The organism is uncultured Microbacterium sp. (assembly GCF_947489255.1).
Classification (GTDB): domain Bacteria; phylum Actinomycetota; class Actinomycetes; order Actinomycetales; family Microbacteriaceae; genus Microbacterium; species Microbacterium phycohabitans.
In genome coordinates, this window is the sequence record NZ_CANLCY010000003.1 from 94,331 (window position 1) to 115,503 (window position 21,173).

The 21,173-nt window shown below is 70.8% G+C and carries 22 protein-coding genes and 1 tRNA gene; 6 read left to right on the forward strand and 17 right to left on the reverse strand.

Features of this window, described 5'->3' with window-relative positions:
• Window positions 1–705: 705 nt before the first annotated feature.
• The 4 genes from Q0818_RS07740 to galU form a co-directional block, all read right to left on the reverse strand.
• Window positions 706–778: transfer RNA gene (locus tag Q0818_RS07740), tRNA-Ala, on the reverse strand.
• A gap of 169 nt (window positions 779–947) precedes the next feature.
• On the reverse strand, window positions 948–2,021 hold the full coding sequence (locus Q0818_RS07745) for a large exoprotein (RefSeq protein WP_298873319.1): 1,074 nt from the start codon (window positions 2,019–2,021) through the stop codon (window positions 948–950).
• An 81-nt stretch (window positions 2,022–2,102) separates the two neighbouring features.
• Window positions 2,103–2,726: a GNAT family protein gene (locus Q0818_RS07750; RefSeq protein ID WP_298873320.1), complete on the reverse strand. Its 624-nt coding sequence runs from the start codon at window positions 2,724–2,726 to the stop codon at window positions 2,103–2,105.
• A gap of 14 nt (window positions 2,727–2,740) precedes the next feature.
• Window positions 2,741–3,631, reverse strand: a complete 891-nt coding sequence (gene galU / locus Q0818_RS07755) for a UTP--glucose-1-phosphate uridylyltransferase GalU (RefSeq protein WP_298873321.1) — start codon at window positions 3,629–3,631, stop codon at window positions 2,741–2,743.
• Window positions 3,632–3,694: 63 nt separating this feature from the next.
• On the opposite strand from galU, the gene Q0818_RS07760 reads away from it, so the two are divergent.
• From Q0818_RS07760 to mscL, 3 genes are read left to right on the forward strand one after another with little or no spacing between them, the layout of a single operon-like run.
• Window positions 3,695–4,291 carry a 5-formyltetrahydrofolate cyclo-ligase gene (locus tag Q0818_RS07760; RefSeq protein WP_298873322.1) on the forward strand — a complete coding sequence of 199 codons (597 nt, stop codon included), beginning with the start codon at window positions 3,695–3,697 and terminating at the stop codon, window positions 4,289–4,291.
• Window positions 4,292–4,309: 18 nt separating this feature from the next.
• The gene (locus Q0818_RS07765; protein ID WP_298873324.1) at window positions 4,310–4,579 is read left to right on the forward strand and encodes an FmdB family zinc ribbon protein; all 270 of its coding nucleotides are present in this window, start codon (window positions 4,310–4,312) and stop codon (window positions 4,577–4,579) included.
• A 34-nt stretch (window positions 4,580–4,613) separates the two neighbouring features.
• Window positions 4,614–5,033: a large conductance mechanosensitive channel protein MscL gene (gene mscL, locus Q0818_RS07770; protein ID WP_298873326.1), complete on the forward strand. Its 420-nt coding sequence runs from the start codon at window positions 4,614–4,616 to the stop codon at window positions 5,031–5,033.
• A 70-nt stretch (window positions 5,034–5,103) separates the two neighbouring features.
• Here the strand turns inward: mscL and Q0818_RS07775 are convergent, their stop codons facing one another.
• Entirely contained in the window at window positions 5,104–5,316 is a 213-nt protein-coding gene (locus Q0818_RS07775) for a hypothetical protein (RefSeq protein WP_298873328.1), read from the reverse strand.
• A gap of 269 nt (window positions 5,317–5,585) precedes the next feature.
• The gene (locus Q0818_RS07780) at window positions 5,586–9,266 is read right to left on the reverse strand and encodes an AAA family ATPase (protein WP_298873330.1); all 3,681 of its coding nucleotides are present in this window, start codon (window positions 9,264–9,266) and stop codon (window positions 5,586–5,588) included.
• 226 nt (window positions 9,267–9,492) lie between these two features.
• Between Q0818_RS07780 and Q0818_RS07785 the strand changes: the two genes are divergently transcribed.
• Window positions 9,493–10,026, forward strand: a complete 534-nt coding sequence (locus Q0818_RS07785) for a methylated-DNA--[protein]-cysteine S-methyltransferase (RefSeq protein WP_298873332.1) — start codon at window positions 9,493–9,495, stop codon at window positions 10,024–10,026.
• A gap of 104 nt (window positions 10,027–10,130) precedes the next feature.
• Here the strand turns inward: Q0818_RS07785 and Q0818_RS07790 are convergent, their stop codons facing one another.
• Both Q0818_RS07790 and Q0818_RS07795 read right to left on the reverse strand, forming a co-directional pair.
• The gene (locus Q0818_RS07790) at window positions 10,131–11,747 is read right to left on the reverse strand and encodes a sodium/solute symporter (RefSeq protein WP_298873334.1); all 1,617 of its coding nucleotides are present in this window, start codon (window positions 11,745–11,747) and stop codon (window positions 10,131–10,133) included.
• The gene (locus Q0818_RS07795; protein ID WP_298873336.1) at window positions 11,744–12,097 is read right to left on the reverse strand and encodes a DUF485 domain-containing protein; all 354 of its coding nucleotides are present in this window, start codon (window positions 12,095–12,097) and stop codon (window positions 11,744–11,746) included. The genes Q0818_RS07790 and Q0818_RS07795 overlap by 4 nt, the downstream gene beginning before the upstream one ends.
• 180 nt (window positions 12,098–12,277) lie before the next feature.
• Between Q0818_RS07795 and Q0818_RS07800 the strand changes: the two genes are divergently transcribed.
• The gene (locus tag Q0818_RS07800) at window positions 12,278–13,090 is read left to right on the forward strand and encodes a LuxR C-terminal-related transcriptional regulator (protein ID WP_298873338.1); all 813 of its coding nucleotides are present in this window, start codon (window positions 12,278–12,280) and stop codon (window positions 13,088–13,090) included.
• A gap of 113 nt (window positions 13,091–13,203) precedes the next feature.
• On the forward strand, window positions 13,204–13,488 hold the full coding sequence (locus Q0818_RS07805; protein ID WP_298873340.1) for a Fe-S cluster assembly protein HesB: 285 nt from the start codon (window positions 13,204–13,206) through the stop codon (window positions 13,486–13,488).
• Between the two features lie 119 nt (window positions 13,489–13,607).
• Here Q0818_RS07805 and Q0818_RS07810 read toward each other — a convergent pair whose 3' ends face one another.
• The 9 genes from Q0818_RS07810 to paaI form a co-directional block, all read right to left on the reverse strand.
• Window positions 13,608–14,465, reverse strand: coding sequence for a hypothetical protein (locus tag Q0818_RS07810; RefSeq protein WP_298873343.1), 858 nt, complete (start codon window positions 14,463–14,465; stop codon window positions 13,608–13,610).
• A 124-nt stretch (window positions 14,466–14,589) separates the two neighbouring features.
• Entirely contained in the window at window positions 14,590–15,360 is a 771-nt protein-coding gene (locus Q0818_RS07815) for an enoyl-CoA hydratase-related protein (RefSeq protein WP_298873345.1), read from the reverse strand.
• Window positions 15,361–15,369: 9 nt separating this feature from the next.
• Window positions 15,370–16,533, reverse strand: a complete 1,164-nt coding sequence (paaE, locus tag Q0818_RS07820; protein WP_298873347.1) for a 1,2-phenylacetyl-CoA epoxidase subunit PaaE — start codon at window positions 16,531–16,533, stop codon at window positions 15,370–15,372.
• Window positions 16,533–17,018, reverse strand: coding sequence for a 1,2-phenylacetyl-CoA epoxidase subunit PaaD (gene paaD / locus Q0818_RS07825; RefSeq protein ID WP_298873349.1), 486 nt, complete (start codon window positions 17,016–17,018; stop codon window positions 16,533–16,535). The genes paaE and paaD overlap by 1 nt, the downstream gene beginning before the upstream one ends.
• Window positions 17,012–17,884, reverse strand: coding sequence for a 1,2-phenylacetyl-CoA epoxidase subunit PaaC (paaC, locus tag Q0818_RS07830; RefSeq protein WP_298873351.1), 873 nt, complete (start codon window positions 17,882–17,884; stop codon window positions 17,012–17,014). The genes paaD and paaC overlap by 7 nt, the downstream gene beginning before the upstream one ends.
• A gap of 68 nt (window positions 17,885–17,952) precedes the next feature.
• A complete protein-coding gene (gene paaB, locus Q0818_RS07835; RefSeq protein ID WP_055838158.1) occupies window positions 17,953–18,258 on the reverse strand; it encodes a 1,2-phenylacetyl-CoA epoxidase subunit PaaB in 306 nt (101 codons plus the stop codon).
• Window positions 18,258–19,232, reverse strand: coding sequence for a 1,2-phenylacetyl-CoA epoxidase subunit PaaA (gene paaA, locus Q0818_RS07840; RefSeq protein ID WP_298873354.1), 975 nt, complete (start codon window positions 19,230–19,232; stop codon window positions 18,258–18,260). Before paaA ends, paaB begins: the two co-directional genes overlap by 1 nt.
• Before the next feature lie 185 nt (window positions 19,233–19,417).
• Entirely contained in the window at window positions 19,418–20,728 is a 1,311-nt protein-coding gene (gene paaK, locus Q0818_RS07845) for a phenylacetate--CoA ligase PaaK (protein ID WP_298873356.1), read from the reverse strand.
• On the reverse strand, window positions 20,725–21,162 hold the full coding sequence (gene paaI / locus Q0818_RS07850; RefSeq protein WP_298873358.1) for a hydroxyphenylacetyl-CoA thioesterase PaaI: 438 nt from the start codon (window positions 21,160–21,162) through the stop codon (window positions 20,725–20,727). The genes paaK and paaI overlap by 4 nt, the downstream gene beginning before the upstream one ends.
• Window positions 21,163–21,173: the final 11 nt, after the last annotated feature.

Below are 21,173 nucleotides of genomic sequence, written 5' to 3' on the forward strand. Positions count from 1 at the left end.
AGCCCCGATCCGCTGCAAGTCGAGCTTCGCTCGCTTCTCAGCGATCGGGGCTTTTCCTTGCCCCTTGACTCTACGCACACCCTCCGACATCGCGTCAATGTGCCCTATTTAGGACATGTGGACAACTCTGCCAATTACGGCCCCGAAAGGGGCCTCTGAGGGCGCTTTAGGGCCAACTCTATGGATAGATCACCCCGTGCGAACTACAGTCGTGTGATTTTACGACTCGCGAACCGCTGAATCGCGGAGGTCGACACTCAGCGCCTGCGACAAAGACGGTGACGTGGTCAAATTTTGGGGCAACTTTTACGAGAGCTCCTCTTGAACGCAGCCAAAGCCCGACGCACCGGCCGCAGACGTCAAACCGAAGGCTCGCGGTGTTCTCGGAAATAAACCCGAGTGTCGATCCGGGGCAGGTCGCGCGAATCGTCAGCGCCATGGCCCGCGAGCAGCTGTCGAGAGAGCGAGGGCGGAACGAACCGGACTCGCAGTCACGTTAGGACAGTGGCCGCCGGCGCCGATAGAAACCCTGCGGGATCGAAAACATCTCGCGGCGCATTTGCCCGATGAGAGGCGGATTGGCACGTCAACGACGCGAGTTCTCCCGCACCCTCAACGCATAGGAGCGATCCATCTTGCACCGGCGGAGAATTACGAACGCCCGATCAGACAAACTTCCGTGTGTCTGATCGGGCGTCCAGTCGGTGGACCTGAGGGGATTCGAACCCCTGACCTCCTCGATGCGAACGAGGCGCGCTACCAACTGCGCCACAGGCCCGGAAACCTCGTAAACACTATCACGTCACGTGCACGTCACCCGACGCGGGGCGCAGCCCGGGCGCGCCGCACCACGACGACGAGACCGGGTCCACGCGGGATATGCCGGAGGGAGCATGACGAGACGCGGGCGCCGCTCGCCGGCATCCGTCAGACGGTGCGAGCGGGGCTCACTCCCCCGACGCGCGACGCGCGAGGAGGCGCTGGACGTGGCTCTCGATCTCACTGTCGTCGACGTAGCCCATGGCCGCGTACGGCGAGGCGACGGGGGCGACAGCGGCCGGGCGGGCCGTCTCGATCGGCGTGGGGGCCTGCTCGGCGGCGATGTGCCGAGCAGCCTCTTCGCGGGCCGCGGCCCGCAGGGCCTCGCGGGCGAGCTGCTCGTCGACTGTCGCTGCGGCACGGGAGCCGACCGAGGCGACGAGCGGGCGGGGCAGCTCACGGGGCGTCCACGTCGGGCGCGGTTCGGGCACGAGGGCGACGTCCTGCACCTCGGCCACGGAGCGGCGCACCGACACCTCGACGGGGCGCTGGGCGGTGCGGGTCGCCACGACGGAGATCCGACGCAGGATGACGAGGGATGCCACGACCACCGACGCGCCCGCGAGCAGGAGCAGCGGAGCGGCTCCCCCGACGAGCTGCACGGCGCCGAAGCCCGAAGCGATGAGTCCGGCCAGCAGCGCGACGGAGACGACGAGACGGAAACGCCGGCGCACCCGCGAGCGGCGAGCGGCGGGAATCGCGACCGCGGCGGCCTGCTCGGCGCGTGCGCGCTCCACGGCCTCTGCGCGTTCGGCGCGCGTCTTCTCGAGCGCCGCGGCGCGCTCGGCCCGGGCCACCTCGACGGCGGCGGCGCGCTCGGCGCGGGCCACCTCGATCGCGGCGGCGCGCTGCTCCTTGACGACGTCGCGATCACGGGCGCTCTCGAGCTTCGCGACCTCGAGGCGGGCCTTCGCCGCCGCCAGCTCGGTCTGCGCTTTCTGCGCCTGCACCTGACGAGCCAGCTTCTGCTGCTGGTGCGCGGTGCGGGCGGTGAGCTCGAGGTGCACCTCGCGCGGCGTCTCCGCCGTCTCCGCGAGCACGCGGAGAGCCTGGTTGAGACGCACGGCGTTTCGTTCGGCAGAGGTGAACCGATGCCGGCTCTGCCACGACGGCAGGAGATAGACCAACCACAGCGCGACCGCCACGAAGACGATCACCCCGCCGCTCAGCACCTGGCCACCCATGGGATAAAGGTAGGTCACCGAGAGATCACACCTCGGCATCCCCCCGCGTGTCGTGCCGAGAGTTCGTCGCAACGCAGGTCATATGCGCTGCGACGACCCTTACAGACGGTCGGCCGGAGGGATGCGCGCCGCGTCGGGCGGCACCTGCCCCCGCGCCCAGCGGTCCAGCGCGCCGTGCGGCACCTCTTCGCGCACCAGGGCGAAGGCGTAGTGGTCGCGCCAGTCTCCGTCGATGTGGATGTAGCGGCGGCGCAGCCCCTCGTACCGGAAGCCGAGCTTCTCGACCACGCGCAGGCTCGCGTGGTTCTCGGGGCGGATGCAGATCTCGATCCGGTGCAGGTTGAGCTCGGTGAAGCACACGTCGGTGGCCATCGCGACGCTGATCGTCGTGATGTTGCGTCCGGCGAACTCCTCCGCCACCCAATAGCCGATCGTCGCCGACGCGAGCGAGCCGCGCGACACACCCCACACGTTCAGCTGCCCGGCGACCTCGTCGTCCCACGCCATCACGAAGGGGACGCCGAGGCCGTCACGGTACTGCTGGAGGAGGCGACGGATGCCGAGCCGCATGTCGAACGACACGGGGCCGTCGGGGCTGGTCGCCTCCCACGGACGCAGCCACGGGCGGTTGTCGATCAGCTGCTGCTGCAGCACACGCGCGTCGCGGTTGCGGATGAGACGGATCGACACCTCGCCGTGCCGCCTCGGGATCGATAGATCCATATCGCTCCGCCGGGTCAGAGACCCTGCGCGAACTCCTTGAACCACGGACGCAGAGCGGGGCCCAGGTCGTCGCGGTCGGCAGCGAGCTGCACGATGGCCTTGATGTAGTCGACGCGGTCACCCGTGTCGTAACGGCGCCCGCGGAACACGACGCCGTACACGCCGCCGCCATCGCCGCCACCGGTCGCGAGCTCCTCGAGCGCGTCGGTCAGCTGGATCTCGCCGCCCTTGCCGGGCTCGGTGCGCTCGAGGATGTCGAACACGTCGGGACCGAGGACGTAGCGGCCGATGATCGCGAGGTTCGAGGGGGCGTCCTCCGCCTTGGGCTTCTCGACGAGCTGCGTGACCTTGACCACGCCGTCGTCTTCGGTCGGCTCGACCGCGGCGACACCGTAGAGGTGGATCTGCGCGGGGTCGACCTCCATGAGGGCGATGATCGTGGCACCGCGCTTGTCGTACTCGGCCATCATCTTCTCGAGCAGCGGGTCGCGCTCGTCGATCAGGTCGTCGCCCAGGAGGACCGCGAAGGGGTGGTCGCCGACGTGGCTGCGCGCGCGCAGCACCGCGTGGCCGAGGCCCTTGGGCTCACCCTGGCGCACCATGTGCACGTCGGCGAGGTCGGAGGAGTGCTCCACCTTGGCGAGCTTGTCGTGGTCGCCCTTCTCGCGGAGCTTCGTCTCGAGCTCCGGCATCGAGTCGAAGTGGTTGGCGATGTTGTTCTTGTTGCGTCCGATGATGATCAGGACGTCCTGGATGCCGGCGGCGGTCGCCTCTTCGACGACGTACTGGATGGCCGGCTTGTCGACCACCGGCAGCATCTCCTTGGGCATGGCCTTGGTGGCAGGAAGGAAGCGAGTACCGAGTCCTGCGGCCGGGATCACGGCCTTGAAGGGCTTATGAGGCATGGGCATACCCTAGCGGGAGCGTGTGTCGTCGTCGTCAACACGCGCGCACGTAGACTTACCCGCATGCCGGATCGCATCGAGCAGGCCAAGCGCGCACTGCGCGCCGATCTGCGCGAACGACGCCAGATCGTGTCGTCCCAGACCCGCGACGCGGCGGAGGCCGGCATCAAGGAGCAGCTCGACGCCCTCGTCGACCGGCTGGGCGCGCGTAGCATCTCGTGCTTCCTGTCGACGCCCACCGAACCGGGCACCCACGCATTCGTGACCGCGGCGGTGGCGCGCGGCATCCGGGTGCTCCTTCCGATCACGCGCGAGGACGGGCTCCTCGACTGGAGCGTCGCCACCCCCGAGACCGAGATCGCCGAGGGACTGTTCGGCCTGCCCGAGCCCGTCGGCGACGTGCTCGGCCCCATCGCCGTCAACGACGTCGACCTGCTCGTCATCCCCGCGGCCGCCGTCGACCGACACGGGATGCGCCTGGGCTGGGGACGCGGCTACTTCGACAAGACCCTGGGCTCGATGGAGAAGTGCCCGCCGGTGTACGCGGTGATCTTCGACTCGGAATTCGTCGACGATGTGCCCCGTGACGTGCACGACCAGCCCGTCACGGGCGTGGTCACGCCCACGCGGACCATCGCGCTCGCCTCTCATCACGCCTGACCACCCGAAGGAAGACCCATGCCCACCTACTCCTACGCCTGCAAGCAGTGCGGCCACCGCTTCGACGCCGTGCAGTCCTTCTCCGACGCCGCGCTCACCGAGTGCCCGGAGTGCGGCGGCGAGGTGCGCAAGCAGTACGGATCGATCGGGGTCACCTTCAACGGTTCGGGGTTCTACCGCACCGACTCCCGCGGGTCGAGCGCGTCGTCGTCCGGTGGCGCGTCCTCCGGTTCTTCGGCATCATCGAAGTCGGAAACGAAGACGTCCGCTCCCTCTTCGGCCTCCTGAGTCCGAGGCGGCGCGGCAGAAGGGGAGCCAGCGCATGATCAAAGGATTCAAGGAGTTCATCCTCCGCGGCAACGTCATCGACCTCGCGGTCGCGGTCGTCATCGGAGCGGCGTTCACCGCCATCGTCAACGCCCTCGTGCAGGGCCTGATCAACCCGCTGATCGGGTTCCTGTTCCAGGTCGGCGACCTGAGCGATCTGAACGTCACCGTCCCGACCCTGTTGGGCGGCACCTCGACGTTCGAATTCGGCGCCATCCTGGTGGCGATCATCAACTTCGTGGCCGTCGCCGCGATCGTGTACTTCGTGTTCGTGTACCCCATGAACCACTGGAAGGCTCGCGCCGCGGCGCGCGCCGGTGTGGCCGAGGCGGCATCCGAGGAGCCGAAGCTGCCCACCGAGCAGGAGCTGCTCGTGCAGATCCGCGACCTGCTGGAGCGCCAGAACAAGCTCTGAGCGAGTCGGAGCCGATGTGACGGCGTCCGCGCGGGACCACGGGTCCGGCCGGACGCCGTCGCCGTTTCCATCAGTAGTGCGGCGGGACCTCGCGCATCATGCGCTCGTCGTTGGGCCCGGATGCCGTGGGCCGCGTGCCCGTGCCGCGCGCGGGATCGTCGGCGGGGGCCGGCTCGGCCGTCGTTCCCGGGGCCGCCAGCAGCCGCGCGCGGCGGGCGCCGCGCACGCGCACGACCGGTTGGCGATCGGCGGGGGCGTCGGAGGCTTCGACAGGCTCAGCCACCGACGCACGCTCAGCCGAGGTTGCCGCACGCCGAGCCGAGCCCGCCGCATCGGAGGTCCCTGAGCCTGTCGGAGGGACCGGAACGGCCGCCGCGTCGGAGGCTTCGACAGGCTCAGCCACCGACGCACGCTCCGCCGCGGTCACCGCACGCTCAGCCGAGCTCGCCGCATCGGAGGTCCCTGAGCCTGTCGAAGGGACCGGAACGGCCGCCGCGTCGGAGGCATCGACGGGCTCAGCCGGTGGCATCCGGATCCTCGGTCATCGCGGACTCAGCCGGGCAGGTCGAGGGACTCGGTCGTGGCGTCGGGCGCGGCGGAGTCGTCGGGCGCGACGCCCAACAGCTCCGCGATGCGCGCGGCGACACCCGCCGGGTCGCTGTAGAGGTCGAACGCGTGCACGCGCACGTAGTGCCAACCGAGGCGCCGCAGGATCTGCGGGCGCAGGCGCAGCGTCTCGCGCAGCGATTCCCCGATGGTCTCGGGATCGCTCTCGGCCACCACAGCCTTGCCCTTGTAGCGGGCGACGAGGGGAAGGAGTCCGCGGTAGTCGACGTCGACCTCGACGCCGAGGCGGCGCAGCTCCCGCGCCAGAGCGCGGGTGAGCGGATCGGCGAGGTCTTCGAGGCGGCTCTCGCGACCGCGGGCGGCGACGTTGCCGAGGATGCCCATGAGGGTCGCGGCGCCGTGCTCGAGGCGGCCGTCGTCGAACGCCGAGGGGCGGATCGACGACACGATCACCATCGAGCGGCGCGCGCGGGTCATGCCGACCGTGAGCAGGCGCTCCCCGTCGGGTGTGGACAGGTCGCCGAAGTCGCTGAGCACGCGCCCGTGGCGGGTGAGGCCGAAGCCGAGCGAGAACACCACGCGATCACGGCTCTCGGCCACGGACTCCTCGAGGGTGAGCACGGCGAAGGGCTCGGCGGCATCCCTCGACACGAACTCCGCGACGTCGGAGCGGCCGGCCAGCGCCGCCACGACCGAGGCGCGCACGCGCTCGGCGTGCTTGCGGCTCGCCGTGACGACCATGAGCGACTCCGACGCGCGGTTCACGGCGTGCTCGACCACGAGGGTCACCACGCGGGCGACCTCGGCGTCGGGGCTCTCGACGGCACCGCTGACGGGATCGGGGGCTCCGACTCCGCCCTCGACGTAGTCGACGCTCAGGCTGCCGCGGCCCAGGTACGAACCGGCCCAGGGCAGTGAGACGATCTCCCCGCCATAGAACGCGTCGTTGACCAGCTGCGACAGGTCCTCTCCCCCGGCGCGGTAGCTGCGGGTGAGCGTCTCGACCGGCAGCAGCTCCGCGATGCGCTCGAAGACCGAGGTCTCATCGAACGGCACCTCGTCGGCGTCGTCGGGCGCGGCGGCGATGGCGGCGCTCACGCGGAAGGGCGTCGGCTTCTGCACGACCGGGTCACCGAACAGCACGACCTGCCGCGCGCGGCGCAGCGCCGGCGTCGCCTCGGCGAGGCACAGGGCCGCGGCATCCGCGATGATCACGACGTCGAACGCCAGATCGTGCGGCACATCGGGCACCTCGTAGGGCGAGGCCAGCCACACCGGCGCGAGGGTGCGCAGCAGGGTGGGGGCGGCATCCGAGATCTCCTGCGCCGTGTGCAGCCCGTCTTTCAGCGAACGCTTGAGCGCGGCGGCCTCGTCGGGGTGGTCGACGATGCCGATGCGCCACTGCGTCGCGAGCTGGGCGGCCAGCAGGGGCCCCGCGGCGGCCGCATGGGCCTCGTCGACGAGCCGGAAGTCGCGCTCGAGACGGTCGACGACGCTCGTGTTGGCGCCCAGCAGCGCCCGGTCGGTGCGCAGCAGATGCTCGAGGGCCGACTGCCACCACGCGAACTCGAGCTCGGCACCCACGCGCTCCTCGGGAACGTGACGCACCGACAGCTCGACGAGGAGCTGCTCCAGGCCCAGACGCGCGAGCTCGGAACGCAGCTGCGCGCGCTCGACGAGGTTGTCGAAGAAGGTCGACTCGGCGGCGAGCCCGGCGAGGGTGCGGATCAGACGCTGCACGGGCAGGGTCGCCAGGCGGTCGGAGCCCTGACGGCCGAGGACCTGGTCGAGCTCGCCGAGCAACGCATCGGTGCGCTGCCACGCGACGTGCACGTCGGCCAGACCCAGCGGCACCTCGGGGGTCACGCCGGCCTCGACCACGCGCTGCCACTCGGTGCGCTGCTGCTGGATGCGCACGAGCGCCTCGTACATGTCGGGCACGTGCACGCCCGGGCGCACGTACTCCTTGGAGAGGCGCTTGAGTCGGCGGCGGTTCGGACCGCTCATCGCCGAGGCATCGCGACGCGGCGAGTGCGCGTCGATCAGCTCGCCGAGCGGGCGCTCGAACACGCTGGGGCTGAAGCGGTCGAGCGACTCGCGGATGCCCTGCAGGAGCTTGAGATACGCGCCGAGCTCGGACACCGTCTGGAACGGACGCATACGCGTCTGCGCGATGAGCTCGTAACCGCGCTCGAGCAGGCGCGGCACCTCGGTGGCGTGCAGCTTGCCCGCCAGATCGTGGGCGGCCCGCGCGTCTTCGGTGCGGGTGAAGCTGACTCCGTACCACGGCGAATCATCGGGGCCGAAGCGGAACTCGCCCAAGCGCGCGGCCATCGCGAGCGCGCGGGTCGCCGCATCGCGACGACCGGCGAGACGCTCGAGCGTCGCGAGATCGAACCGCGCCTCGGTGGACGGGGCGGGAGACGTGGATGCCAGGGACGTCAGCGCGCGCAGCACATCGAGCGCCGAGACCCCCAGCGCCAGATGCGGCTCGGTCACGGCCGAGCGGTAGTCGCGCAGCACCGTGCGCAGGCGCACGAGGGCGTCGTCGATCTCGGCGACCTTGGGCTGCTCGGCCTTCTCGTTGCGGCCGATCGCGCGGATGAGGTCGCGGCGTACGTGGTGCGGGGAGACGGCGAGTCCGGTGAGACCGACGCCGGCGAGGCGGTGCCGGATGCCGTCGAGCGTCGAGCGGCGAGCGCTGACGACGAGCACGCGCTTGTTGTCGTGCACGAGCTGACCGATCGCGTTGATCACCGTCTGCGTGCCGCCGGTGCCCGGCAGCGTGTGCACGGCGAGGGAGTGACCGGCCGCGATGCGCGAGAGCACGCGCTCCTGCTCGGCGTCGGCGTCGAGCAGCAGCGTGTCGGCGGCGGGCGCGCGCTCGTCGGGGCTCACGACGGCGGGGTCGGCACGGCGCACGCTGACCCGGGCGCGATCGTCGGGGTGCCCGGCGAGGGCGTTCAGCAGGGGATCGTCGAGGTCGTGCGTGTCGCGCGCCATGCCGGAGCCCACGTCGGCGAACGACGAGATGATCAGGCGCGGGTGCACCACGAAGGTCGGCACGTGCGAGGTCAGGCGACGGATGTGGTCGATGACGGGCTGCGGCTTGAAGACGCCCTGGTCGTAGGCGAGACCCGCGAGCGCCGCGCTGTCGATCTGGATGCCGAGATGCGTGCGGAACGCGCGCGCGAGCTCGGGGTTCATCACGAAGGCGCCGTGCAGCTTGAGCTCGAAGTCGCCGTGGTGACGGCGGATCGCGAGCGGGCGCAGCAGCACGGGCGCCGACCACTCCACTCCCCCGATCTTCCACGCCGAGAGACCGACGGCCAGGTGCACGGGCTCGAGTCCGCGCGCGGTGCGCAACTCGACGTTTTTGGCGGTGATGCGGTCGGCCGCCATGCGGGCCGTGCGCAGGGCGACCTCGTCGCGGAAGAGATTGGACAGCATCGTCGCGCGACCGGTGATGAACTGCGGGAGCGAGCCGGGGTGGGCCTTGGTGATGTCGATGCCCGCGTCGAGCGCGTCGTCGAACCGCAACAGCGTCGAGCGCCCGCCCAGGGCTGCCGCCTCGGCGCGGATGCGATCGCGTTCGGGGTCGGCGACGTGGCGGACCACGATGCCGGGCTCCGACAATCGCAGCTCGCCCGGATCGACGGACGACATCGAATCGTCTCCGTCGGCACCGATCACGGTACCGTCCTCAGCTCGCCACACACCTGTCAGACTAAGCCGGGCGATCGGGGAAGCCCTGTAGTGGCGGCGAGTTTCGCGACAATCGACGACACGCCGCGCCACCGGCGCTTCCTCCCCAGGCGGCGGATCGGCGGCATCCTCCCCACTTTCGCGGGATCACCCCGCGGGGCTCGGCGACGGTGAAGAAGATGAAGAGATGAACACAGTCACGAGCACTGAATACGAGAGCCCCGTCGGGCCGATCCTGCTGACGTTCATCGACGACGCCCTGGTGCGCCTCGACGTCGCCCACGACGGCATCGACCTCGCCCGCGCGGAGATCTCGCAGCGCCTGGGCGTCGTGCCCGAGCCCGACCCATCCGTCGGCGCGGACCTCGTCGCGCAGCTCCACGCGTACTTCGCCGGCGAACGGCGCGCGTTGGACGTCGCTCTCGACTGGCGCCTCGTTCGCGGATTCACGCGCGCAGCGCTCGAGGCGACCTGTGCGATCCCCTACGGCGAGGTCGCCTCGTACGGGGAGGTGGCACTGATGGCCGACGCCCCGCGCGCCGCTCGGGCGGTGGGCACGGCGTGCGCCTCGAGCCCGTTCTCGATCGTCGTCCCCGTGCACCGGGTCGTGCGCGCCGACGGGTCCATCGGCGAGTACGGCGGCCACCCCGAGGTGAAGGAGCACCTGCTCGACCTCGAGAGCAGGGTGGTGCTCGGCGAGAGGCTCCGCGCCGCGGGGTGAAGCCGGACGCCTCGGGGCGATCATCGGCGAGCGCGCGGAGGGTGGCACGAGGGCTCGGCACGACGACGCCCGGCCCCGCCGGAGCGGGACCGGGCGCGGTCGCGTCAGTGGTTCGACGCCTTCTCGGCGCCGTAACCGGTGAGGGATCGCACGTCCATCTCGGCCGCCTTGCGGCGGTCCTCGGCCGTGCGCGAGGTGACCGAGCCCAGCCAGCCCAGGAAGAACCCGAGCGGGATCGACACGATGCCGGGGTTGTTCAGCGGCCAGACGGCCACCCCGGTGTCGGCGAACACGCTGGTGGGCGTGCCCCAGAACACCGGCGAGAGGAAGATGAGCACGAGCGCCGAGCCGAGGCCGCCGTACATGCTCCACACCGCGCCGCGGGTGGTGAACTTGCGCCAGAACAGCGAGAACAGGATCGTCGGCAGGTTGGCCGAGGCCGCGACCGCGAAGGCGAGGGCGACGAGGAAGGCCACGTTCTGTCCCTGGACGCCGATGCCGCCGAGGATCGCGAGGACGCCGATGACGATCACGGTCCGCCGGGCGACCTTGACCTCGCCGTCGGGCGGGACGTCGCCCTTCTTCACGACGTTCGCGTAGATGTCATGCGCGAACGAGGCCGCCGCGGTGATCGTGAGTCCCGCCACGACCGCGAGGATCGTCGCGAACGCCACCGCCGAGATGAAGCCGAGCAGCAGAGGACCGCCGAGGGCGAACGCGAGGAGGGGCGCTGCGGCGTTGACCCCACCCGGAGCCGCGAGGATCGTGTCCGCCCCGACGAGGGCGCCGGCACCGTATCCGAGCACGAGCGTGAGGATGTAGAACAGCCCGATCAACCAGATGGCCCAGACCACCGAGCGTCGCGCCTCCTTCGCCGTGGGCACCGTGTAGAAGCGCATCAGCACGTGCGGTAGACCCGCGGTGCCCAGCACGAGGGCGAGGGCGAGCGAGATGAAGTCCCACGGGTTCTTGCCGTACTGCAGCCCCGGCGCGAGGACCGCATCGCCCTTGGGCGAGGCCGCCACCGCGCTCTCGAGGAGCGTGTTCAGGCTGAAGCCGTTGATCGCGAGCACCCAGACCGTCATCACCACCGCGCCGCCGATGAGCAGGAAGGCCTTCACGATCTGCACCCAGGTCGTGCCCTTCATTCCGCCGATCAGCACGTAGACGATCATCAGGATGCCGACCACCGCGACCACGATCGACTGACCGACGCGCTCGGTGATGCCCAACAGCAGCGAGACCAGTCCCCCGGCACCCGCCATCTGCGCGAGCAGGTAGAAGAAGCACACGGCGAGGGTCGTGATGGCGGCGGCCATGCGGACCGGACGCTCCTTCAGGCGGAACGACAGCACGTCGGCCATCGTGAACTTGCCGGTGTTGCGCATCAGCTCGGCGACCAGCAGCAGAGCCACGAGCCACGCCACCAGGAAGCCGATCGAATACAGGAACCCGTCGTAGCCGTTGATCGCAATGGCACCGACGATGCCGAGGAACGACGCCGCCGAGAGGTAGTCGCCGGCGATCGCGAACCCGTTCTGCGGCCCGGTGAACGACCGACCGGCGGCGTAGTAGTCGGCGGCCGTCTTGCTGTTGCGACTGGCCCGGATGACGATGAACAACGTCACGGCGACGAACGCGCCGAAGATCGAGATATTCAGCACCGGGTTGTTCTCGACCGTCTGGACGGCCGCGTCGAGGGTGGCGAGCAGGCCGTTCATGCGCGACCCCCGTCAGCCTGCTCGAGCTCGTGGCGCAGCTGCTCGGCTCCGGGGTCGAGTCGCCGGTTGGCGTAGGCGACGTAGCCCATGGTGATCGCGAACGTGGTGACGAACTGGCCGAGTCCGAGCAGCAGCCCGACGGTGATCGCTCCCGATACCGGCTGAGCCATGAAATCCGGGGCGAACGACGACAACAGCACGTAAGCGAAGTACCAGACGAGGAACGCCACCGCGAGCGGGAAGACGAAGCTGCGCTGGCGCCGCTTCAGCTCCTGGAACGGGGCGGACTCCTCGACCGCGATGTAGTCGACGCCGCCCGTGTGGGCGCCGTCGATGCGACGGTCCGTCATGTGGCCTCCTTGCCTCATGAGTACGGTGCAACACTGCACCGTTCGGGGGGAAAAGTCCGGGTCGGCTGGCGCTTCCCCGGTGGTAGGGTCGACGCTACGAAACGCGGCGACGAAGCCGTCACCCCCGGAAGTAGGTAGTGCGTGGTTGCACCGTCCACACTTCGAGACGACACGAGACTGGTGTCGCACGCCGTGAGCGAGCTCGCTCGGCGCACGCACTTCCCCGTGGCCTTCGGCGGGCTCGAACACGACGGAGCGGTGCACGTGTCGACGATCGTCGGCGCGCGCACGCGGAGCATCGAGGGCCTCGTCGTCCACGCGAGCCGCGGCCTCGGCGGCCGGGCGCTCGTCGAGCGGCGTCCCCGCATGACCCTCGACTACCGCACGTCGCGCTCGATCACGCACGACTACGACCGCGCGATCCTCGGCGAAGGCATCGCCACGCTCTTCGCCGTGCCCGTCCTCGTCGGCGGCGCGGCCCGCGGCATCCTGTACTGCGGCTCATGGGCGCAGGCGCAGGTCGGCGAGGTCGAGGCGCGTCCGGCGTTCGATGTGGCCGGCGAGCTCGGCACGGAGCTGCGCGTGCGCGCCGAGGTGGAGCGCCGGATGGCGGCCGCGCCCGCACCGGAGGGCGGGCTCAGTGCGGGCGCTCGTGAGGAGATCCGCGAGAGCTACGCGCAGTTGCGCAGCCTCGCCGCCACCATCGGCGACGACGCGGTGCGCCGCCGCCTCGAAGACATCGAGACGCGTCTGGCGGCGCTGACGGGAGACGCTCCGACCGCGGGCGTCGACACCGACGTGCACCTGTCGCGCCGCGAGATCGACGTCCTCGCGTGCGCGGCCGTGGGCTCCACGAACGGCGAGATCGCGGCATCCCTGGGTCTGCGAGAGACCACGGTGAAGTCGTACCTGGCCTCGGCCATGTCGAAGCTCGACGCCTCGACGCGGCACGCCGCGGTGACGCGCGCGCGTCGCGCCGGCCTGCTCCCCTGACGCCTGGACGGCCGGTGGGAAACCCCTGGAAATGGTCGCGAGGAGTTGAGAGCCGAAGCGATTCTCGGCATCGTGGCTGACTCCTGTCGTCGATCAGAGAAGGAGAGTCACCCATGCTGACGCTCACCGAAGAGGCCACGACCGCCGTCAAGACCATCACCGCGCAGTTCCCCGACGCCCCGCAGGGCGGGGTGCGCATCGCCGGAGCGGGCTCGCCCGAGTCGCAGTTCGCGCTGTCGGTCGTCGACGCGCCCGAGCCCGCCGACACCGTCGTCGAGAACTCCGGAGCGCGGGTCTTCCTCGACACCGACGCCGCAACGGTGCTCGATGACCGCGTGCTCGACGCGCAGATCGATCCCCAGGGATCGGTGCAGTTCGCGGTGACCACCGCCGCGTGACACGCTGACGCGTTTCGACGATGCCTCGACCTTCGGGTCGGGGCATCGTCATGTGCGGCGGGATCACGGGCGACGGGGGCGTCGCGACCGCCGTGCGACGCCGCAAGGGCGGGACGGGGTCAGCCCTCGAAGACCACGACCTCGTCGAGTTCCTCGTCGTAGACGAACTGCAGAGCGGTGTCGGCGGGCAGGTCCGTGGGGCCACGCTCGGGCGTGTCCTCGGCGAGGAGGATCGTGAAGGTCGCGGGGAAGAGTCCCGCCCCGCATGACGGCAGGAGGAACTGACCGTCGTACGAGAAGCCGTCGTCACTGTCATCGAGAAGGTCGGGCTGGTACACGGTCATGCAGCGCGCCGCCTCCTCGCCGGCTCGGAACGAGGGGTACGAGACCACCCGGAAGCCCTCGAACGCGGTGTAGGCCTTCACGTTGCCCGTGATGCCGCGGTACAGCGAGCTCGGGATCTCGAACGCCAGGTCGGGCGTCAGCCGGGCGACCTGGGTCGCGCCCACCTGCAGGGGATCCGTCTGCACGCGCTGAACGAGCACGAGCGCCGTGACCAGGGTGGCCGCGATCGCCCCCGCCCCCGCCAGCAGGAGCACCGTGGAGCGCCGGAGGCGTGGCATCCGCACGCGTGCCGGGCGGGAGACGCCGGGCCCGTCCGCGGAGGCGTCGTCGGCGTCCGGGCTCGACGGATCCCCGCTCGACGCCGTGGGGTCGCCGCCGGGAGCGCCGTCGCGGGGGCGGCCGTCGAGCCCCGTGACGGGCGCGGTGTCCGCACCGGAGCCGCGCGCTGCCGGGTTCGGGGCGGCATCCGCGCGCGATCCGCCGGCGCGCGACGCGAGGTCGCGGGCAGCGGCACGCTCCTCCAGCTCGATCAGACGCTCCAGCGCCGCGGGGTCGGCCGAGATGTCGGCGCCGGGGGCGAAGGCCCGGCGCCGGAGGGTCGCGAGTTCGTCGTCATCGTCGATGCGCGGCATCTCCCGATTCAAGCAGGGCGGTGCCGCGCGCGGTGGGGCGACGCTCCGCCCCTGCGCACCCACCATGCCCCGGCGACTGCGTGCGATGTCCCGTCGACGCGGGAAGCGGCAAGCCGCGCCCGCCTCAGCGCCCCGTGAATTCCGGTCGACGCTTGGACGAGAACGCCGCGAACCCCTCGCGGTAATCGTCGGTGGCGGCGAGCGCCGCCTGAGCGCGGTTCTCCAGGGCCATGGCATCCCACAGCCCCAGGCGCTGGTCGCGGATCGCCGAGACGATGCGCTTGCTCGCGCGGAACGCCGCCGTGGGACCTGCCGCCGCCGTACGGGCGGCGAGCGCCGTGGCATCCGTCACCTCATCGGCCGCGAAGACGCGGGAGAAGAGGCCCGCGCGCACCGCCTCCTCGCCCGACAGCATGCGGCCGGTGTAGATGAGGTCGAGGGTCGCGTGGATGCCGAGGCGCTCGGCGAAGAGCGCATGACCGCCGGAGTCGAGCGTCGCGCCGAGGGCGGCGAACGGCGAGCCGATCTTCGCGGTGTCGGCGACGTACACGACGTCGGTCGCGATGAGCAGGCCGAGCCCGACGCCCAGGCACGCGCCGTGGGCGACCGCGAACGTCGGGGCCGGGAAGGCCGCCATCCGGCGGAGCAGGGGCGTCAATGTGTCGTCGAGGTAGCCGCCGACGTCGTCGGTCGCGGGATCGACGCCCGCGATGTCGCGGCCGGCGCAGAACGACGGTCCTTCTCCGCGCAGCAGCACAGCTCGGGCTCCGTCGGACTCCGCCCGTTCGTAGGCGGAACCGAGCTCGCGCAGGTCGTCGAGACCGAGGGCGTTGCGGCGGGTCGGAGCGTTCAGGACGATCTCGGCGACGCCCTCGTCGAGGCGGTAGTCGATCACGGCATCCCCTCAGCCGTCGTAATCGACGCGCACGGCGTCGGAGGTGGGGTGCGACTGGCAGGTGAGGACGTAGCCGCGCTCGATCTCGTCGGGTTCGAGGGCGTAGTTCTCGGTCATCGAGACCGCCCCCTCGACCACGCGTGCGCGGCAGGTTCCGCAGACACCCCCCGCGCACGCGAAGGGCACGTCGGGCCGCACACGCAGGGCGGCGGCCAGGATCGTCTCGTTCGCGTCCACCGGGCTGTCGACCGACGCCGACTGGCCGTCGAGGGTGAAGTCGATGCGGCGTACCGGCTCGTCGGCGCGCACGCGCACGGGTCGCGCTCCCCCGGTCTGCGCGGGGGCGTCGCCGTCGCCCGCGGTGAACAGCTCGAAACGCACGCGCTCGCGCGGAACCCCGGCCTCGGCCAGCGCCTCGCGGCACAGCTCGACGAGGGCGAACGGGCCGCACAGGAACCACTCGTCGACGGATGCCGGGTCGATCAGGCGCGACAGGATGAGGCGCAGGCGTTCGTCGTCGATGCGTCCCGAGAACACCGGCGCCGCGCGCTGCTCCCGCGAGAGCACGTGATGCAGCGTGAGGCGCGCGGGGTAGCGGTCCTTCAGGTCGGCGAGCTCGTCGACGAACATCACGTCGGTCGATGACCGGTTGGCGTAGACGATCGTCATGCGGCTGTGGGCGGAGCGTTCGAGCACGTCGGTCGCGAGCGCCATGATCGGGGTGATGCCCGATCCGGCGGCGATCGCGACGACGTGTCCGGTCGACGTCGAGGCCTTCGAGACGAACGTGCCCTGCGGGCTCATCACGTCGATCTCATCCCCCGGGCGCAGGCCCTCGTGCGCCCAGGTCGAGAAGCGCCCGTCCGGATCGCGCTTGATGCCCACGCTGATGGTCCCGCGCGCCGGCGGGCGGCACAGCGAGTACGAACGGCGCAGGTCGTCGCCGTCGACGCGGGCGCGCAGGGCGACGTACTGGCCCGCCGCGTAGTCGAAGGCGTCGGCGAGCTCGTCGGGCACGGTGAAGGTCACCTCGATCGCCGTCGGGGTGAGGGGGCGCACGTCGGCGACCCGCAACGTGTGGAACCGGGCGCGGGCACGACCGCCCGTCTCGCGCACGGGCCCCGGGGTCGAGGCTCCCGCGGGGCTCGAGGGGGTGGCATCCGTCATCGTCATCAGAGGGCCTTGAAGTGGTCGAAGGGTTCGAGGCACGCGCGGCACTCCCAGTGCGACTTGCACGAGGTGGAGCCGAAACGCGAGACCTCGCGGGTGTCGAGCGAGCCGCACCGGGGGCACGCGACGCTGAGCTTCACGCGGATGGGACCCGCGGGCGCCCGGCCGGTGGGCGGTGCGATGCCGTACTCGGTGAGCTTGCGCTTGCCCGCCTCGCTCATCCAGTCGGTCGTCCAGGCCGGGGTGAGCGTCGTCTTCACGACCGCGTCGCCGAAACCGGCGGAGGTCAGGGCGAGCACGATGTCGTCGCGGATGGCGTCGACGGCGGGGCATCCCGAATACGTGGGGGTGATCGTGACGGTCACGGTCTCGCCGTCGAAGCGCACGTCGCGGAGCACCCCGAGATCGTCGATCGTGAGCACGGGCACCTCGGGGTCGACGACGGCCGCCACGACCTCGCGGGCGCGCTCGAGCGTCGCGGTCACCATGTCGCCCCCGGATGCCGGCGGGCCAGCACCTGCATCTCGGCGAGGAGCGGCCCGAACGCCGGGTGGTGCCGTCCCTGACGTCCTCCCGCGGACGACGCCGGGATCGACGGGACCGGCACGTCTTCCTCGGCGAGCACGGCCGCCAGCACGTCGTCGACACGGCCCCGCAGGGTGGAGGGGCGCACGGCGACGCCCTCGAGCCTGTCGTGCAGCGGCTCGTCGCGGAACAGCTCGTCGAGGTACGGCCAGGTGTCGTCGAGGCCGACGAGGAAGCGGCGACGCGACTCGTCGGTGCCGCCGGCGAGACGGAGCGTCCACTGCACGGCGTGATCGCGGTGGTAGTCCACCTCCTTCTCGGCCTTGGCGGCGACCGCCGAGAGCACGGGATCGGTGGATGCCGCGAGCTCGCGGTACAGCTCGAGCAGGTACGTCGACGCGAGCAGCTGCCGGGCGATCGTGTGCGCGAAGTCGCCGTTCGGCAGCTCGAACAGCCATGCGCTGCGGAAGTCGCGCTCGTCGCGCCAGTAGGCGAGATCGTCCTCGCTCCGGTCGTCGTGACTGCCCGCGTAGCGCAGGAGCGAGCGGGCGTGGCCGAGGAGGTCGAGGGCGATGTTGCCGAGGGCGACGTCTTCCTCGAGCTCGGGGGCCCGGGCCACCCAGCCGCAGAGGTTCTGAGCGAGGATCAGGGCGTCGTCGCCGAGGCGCATCGCGTACGCGGCGACGTCGGGGTCGCTCGCGCGGTCCTCACCGCCGGCGAGCTCGGCGGAGAGTTCGCGCGCGTCGAGCGAGACGTCTCCGTGGGGGTCGACGCCGTGCGGGTCGTCGCGGTGGCCGCCCGCGTCGGGGGCTTCGACAGGCTCAGCCACCGCCGCCACACCATCCCCAGGTCCCTGAGCCTGTCGACGGGAGCGGGACCCCTGATCGATCGACGAGCTCACAGGTGCGGCACCCCCTCGGACGCGGTGTAGTACACCGCGTGCCGGTAGTTCTTGCCCGCGGGCGACTCGAAGAACGCCCCCTTGGCTCCCGGGTCGCTCGTAGTCACGGCATCCGAGGGGACGACCCACACCGACACGCCTTCGCCGCGGCGGGTGTAGAGGTCGCGCGCGTTGCGCACGGCGAGCTCGGCGTCGGGAGCGTGGAGCGAGCCGACGTGCACGTGGCTCAGACCGCGGTTCGCGCGCACGAAGACCTCCCAGAGGGGCCAGGTCTCGGCGGGGCTGCCGCCGGGCGTGGCCATCAGGCGGCCGCCGTCTGGGTGCGGGCGGCGTTCTTCTTCGCGGCGTAGGCGGCGGCGGCCTCGCGCACCCAGGCGCCCTCTTCGTGCGCCTCGCGGCGGTGCTGCCGGCGCAGGGTGTTCAGGGGGCCGCGCCCGGCGAGCACCTCGTGGAACTCCGTCCAGTCGATCTCGCCCATGTCGTACTGACCGGTCTCGTCGTTGAAACGCAGGTCGGGGTCGGGCAGGGTCACGCCCAGCACCGCCGCCTGGGGTACGAGCATCGACACGAACCGCTGCCGCAGGTCGTCGTTGCTGAAGCGCTTGATGTTCCACGCCATCGACTGCGCCGAGTTGGGCGAGTCGTCGTCGGGGGGTCCGAACATCATCAGGCTCGGCCAGTACCAGCGGTTCACGGCATCCTGAGCCATCTCCCGCTGCTCCTCGGTGCCCTGCATGAGCGTCAACAGGATCTCGAAGCCCTGGCGCTGGTGGAACGACTCCTCCTTGCAGATGCGCACCATCGCGCGCCCGTAGGGTCCGTACGACGCGCGGCACAGCGGCACCTGGTTGCAGATCGCGGCTCCGTCGACGAGCCAGCCGATCGCGCCCATGTCGGCCCAGGTCGGGGTGGGGTAGTTGAAGATCGACGAGTAGCGGGCCTTGCCATCGACGAGCTGCTGCGTCATCTCGTCGCGGGTGATACCGAGCGTCTGCGCCGCGGAGTAGAGGTACAGGCCATGGCCCGCCTCGTCCTGCACCTTGGCGAGCAGGATCGACTTGCGCTTCAGGCTCGGTGCCCGCGTGATCCACGCCCCCTCGGGCTGCATCCCGATGATCTCGGAGTGCGCGTGCTGCGAGATCTGCCGGATGAGCGTGCGGCGGTACGCCTCCGGCATCCAGTCGCGCGGTTCGATCCGCCCGTCGGCCTCGATGAGGGCGTCGAACATCGCCTCGCCGTCGAGGGTGCCGGCATCCGCCGTCAGTGCTGTCGTCATCGTCGACTCCTTTTACAGACCGATCGTTCAGTAAAGTGTATCCGCGAGGATGGCGATCCGCAATGACCCGCGACCCTCGTGTGCGGCGAGCACGGGGGCGTCGGTCGAGGCCGCATCCGATCGGCGCCGAACGGGTGCGGTGTCGACGACGCGGTGCGTCCTCGGCGTGGGCCGACGGCCCCCGCTCAGCGCAGGTCGTAGACGCGCTTGTACTTGCCCTCGGAGCGGGGCAGGATGCCGGGCTCCTCGACGCGCACGTCGACCGTGGTGCCGATGAGCACCTTGATGCGCTGCTGCAACACGACGCCGGCGGCCTCGCACACCTCGCGCTCGAGGGCCGGATGACGCTCGATGCGCACGGTCATGGCATCCATCCGCCCCTCCCTGCGCAGCTCGAGCACGAAGTGCGGGGTGAGGGTCTCGATGCCCATCACGATCTCCTCGATCTGGGTCGGGAAGAGGTTCACCCCGCGCAGGATGATCATGTCGTCGTTGCGACCGGTGATCTTCTCGATGCGGCGCATCGCCGGGAAGGCCGTGCCGGGGTGCAGGCGCGTGAGATCGCGCGTGCGGTAGCGGATGACGGGGAAGGCCTCTTTCGTGAGGGAGGTGAAGACCAGCTCGCCCAGCTCCCCGTCGGCTACGGGCTCGCCCGTCTCGCCGTCGATGGTCTCGGGCAGGAAGTGGTCTTCCCACACGTGCGGGCCGTCCTTCGTCAGAGCGCTCTCCGAGGCCACCCCCGGGCCCATCACCTCGCTGAGGCCGTAGATGTCGACCGCGACCAGGTCGAGACGGCGCTCGATCTCGCGGCGCATCTCGTTGGTCCACGGCTCGGCACCGAGCACGGCGACCTTCAGCGACGTCGAGCGCGGGTCGACCCCCGCCGCCTCCAGCGCATCGGCGATGGTCAGCAGGTAGCTCGGCGTGCAGAGGATGGCATCCGGTTCGAAATCCTGGATGAGCTGCGCCTGCCGCGCGGTCTGCCCGCCCGACATCGGGATCACGGTCGCCCCCAGCCGCTCGATGCCCGCGTGTGCGCCGAGGCCGCCGGTGAACAGTCCGTAGCCGTAGGCGTTGTGCACGCGATCGCCCGCCCGGATGCCGGCGGCCGACAGCGACCGCGCGACGAGATCGGCCCACCGATCGAGGTCTCCGGCGGTGTAGCCGACGACGGTCGGGCGCCCCGTCGTGCCCGAGGAGGCGTGGATGCGACGGACATCGGCCATCGGCACCGCGAACATGCCGAAGGGGTAGGTCTCGCGGAGGTCGGCCTTGGTCGTGAACGGCAGCAGACGGATGTCGTCGAGCGTGCGGATGTCGTCGGGACCGACCCCGGCCTCGTCGAACTTCCGCCGGTACAGCGCGACGTTCTCGTAGGCATGGCGGACGGTCCACTGCAGACGCTCGAGCTGCAGCGCACGCAGGCTCTCGAGCGGGATGCCGGTGGGATCGACGGATGCCAGGAAATCCGGGCGCGATGCGGTGGTCACGGTCATCGGGACACCTCCGTGGTGGAGAGCGCGTCGTCGCGCTCGGGATCGGGTGCGGGCGCCGGCGGACGGCGATCCGTCGTGATGCTGCGACCGCGGACCTCGGCGACGAGGTCGCCGGTCTCGTCCGTGACGCGGATGTCGTACAGGCCCGTGCGGCCGCTGCGAGCGCGACGCTGAGCCGTCGCCGTGAGCGTCTGCCCCGCGGTCGTCGACTTCAAGAAGGTGATGTCGGCACCGCCGGCGACGGTCACCCGCTCGTCCTCGTTGCACGCGATCGCGAACGCCGTGTCGGCAAGGGTGAACACGAGCCCGCCGTGGGTGATCGCGAAGCCGTTGAGCATGTCGTCGCGCACAGTCATCGACACGCGCGACTCCCCCGGTGCGTCGTGCTCGACGACCATGCCGAGCATCGCCGACGCGCGGTCGTTCCGCATCATCGGCCGCAGGC

Excerpts from the sequence above, each read along its gene's own strand:
- Q0818_RS07750 (WP_298873320.1), bottom strand. The coding sequence starts at position 2,726 with ATGGATCTATCGATCCCGAGGCGGCACGGCGAGGTGTCGATCCGTCTC.
- galU (WP_298873321.1), bottom strand. The coding sequence starts at position 3,631 with ATGCCTCATAAGCCCTTCAAGGCCGTGATCCCGGCCGCAGGACTCGGT.
- Q0818_RS07760 (WP_298873322.1), top strand. The coding sequence starts at position 3,695 with ATGCCGGATCGCATCGAGCAGGCCAAGCGCGCACTGCGCGCCGATCTG.
- Q0818_RS07765 (WP_298873324.1), top strand. The coding sequence starts at position 4,310 with ATGCCCACCTACTCCTACGCCTGCAAGCAGTGCGGCCACCGCTTCGAC.
- mscL (WP_298873326.1), top strand. The coding sequence starts at position 4,614 with ATGATCAAAGGATTCAAGGAGTTCATCCTCCGCGGCAACGTCATCGAC.
- Q0818_RS07780 (WP_298873330.1), bottom strand. The coding sequence starts at position 9,266 with ATGTCGTCCGTCGATCCGGGCGAGCTGCGATTGTCGGAGCCCGGCATC.
- Q0818_RS07785 (WP_298873332.1), top strand. The coding sequence starts at position 9,493 with ATGAACACAGTCACGAGCACTGAATACGAGAGCCCCGTCGGGCCGATC.
- Q0818_RS07790 (WP_298873334.1), bottom strand. The coding sequence starts at position 11,747 with ATGAACGGCCTGCTCGCCACCCTCGACGCGGCCGTCCAGACGGTCGAG.
- Q0818_RS07795 (WP_298873336.1), bottom strand. The coding sequence starts at position 12,097 with ATGACGGACCGTCGCATCGACGGCGCCCACACGGGCGGCGTCGACTAC.
- Q0818_RS07805 (WP_298873340.1), top strand. The coding sequence starts at position 13,204 with ATGCTGACGCTCACCGAAGAGGCCACGACCGCCGTCAAGACCATCACC.
- Q0818_RS07810 (WP_298873343.1), bottom strand. The coding sequence starts at position 14,465 with ATGCCGCGCATCGACGATGACGACGAACTCGCGACCCTCCGGCGCCGG.
- paaE (WP_298873347.1), bottom strand. The coding sequence starts at position 16,533 with ATGACGATGACGGATGCCACCCCCTCGAGCCCCGCGGGAGCCTCGACC.
- paaD (WP_298873349.1), bottom strand. The coding sequence starts at position 17,018 with ATGGTGACCGCGACGCTCGAGCGCGCCCGCGAGGTCGTGGCGGCCGTC.
- paaB (WP_055838158.1), bottom strand. The coding sequence starts at position 18,258 with ATGGCCACGCCCGGCGGCAGCCCCGCCGAGACCTGGCCCCTCTGGGAG.
- paaA (WP_298873354.1), bottom strand. The coding sequence starts at position 19,232 with ATGACGACAGCACTGACGGCGGATGCCGGCACCCTCGACGGCGAGGCG.
- paaK (WP_298873356.1), bottom strand. The coding sequence starts at position 20,728 with ATGACCGTGACCACCGCATCGCGCCCGGATTTCCTGGCATCCGTCGAT.
- paaI (WP_298873358.1), bottom strand. The coding sequence starts at position 21,162 with ATGATGCGGAACGACCGCGCGTCGGCGATGCTCGGCATGGTCGTCGAG.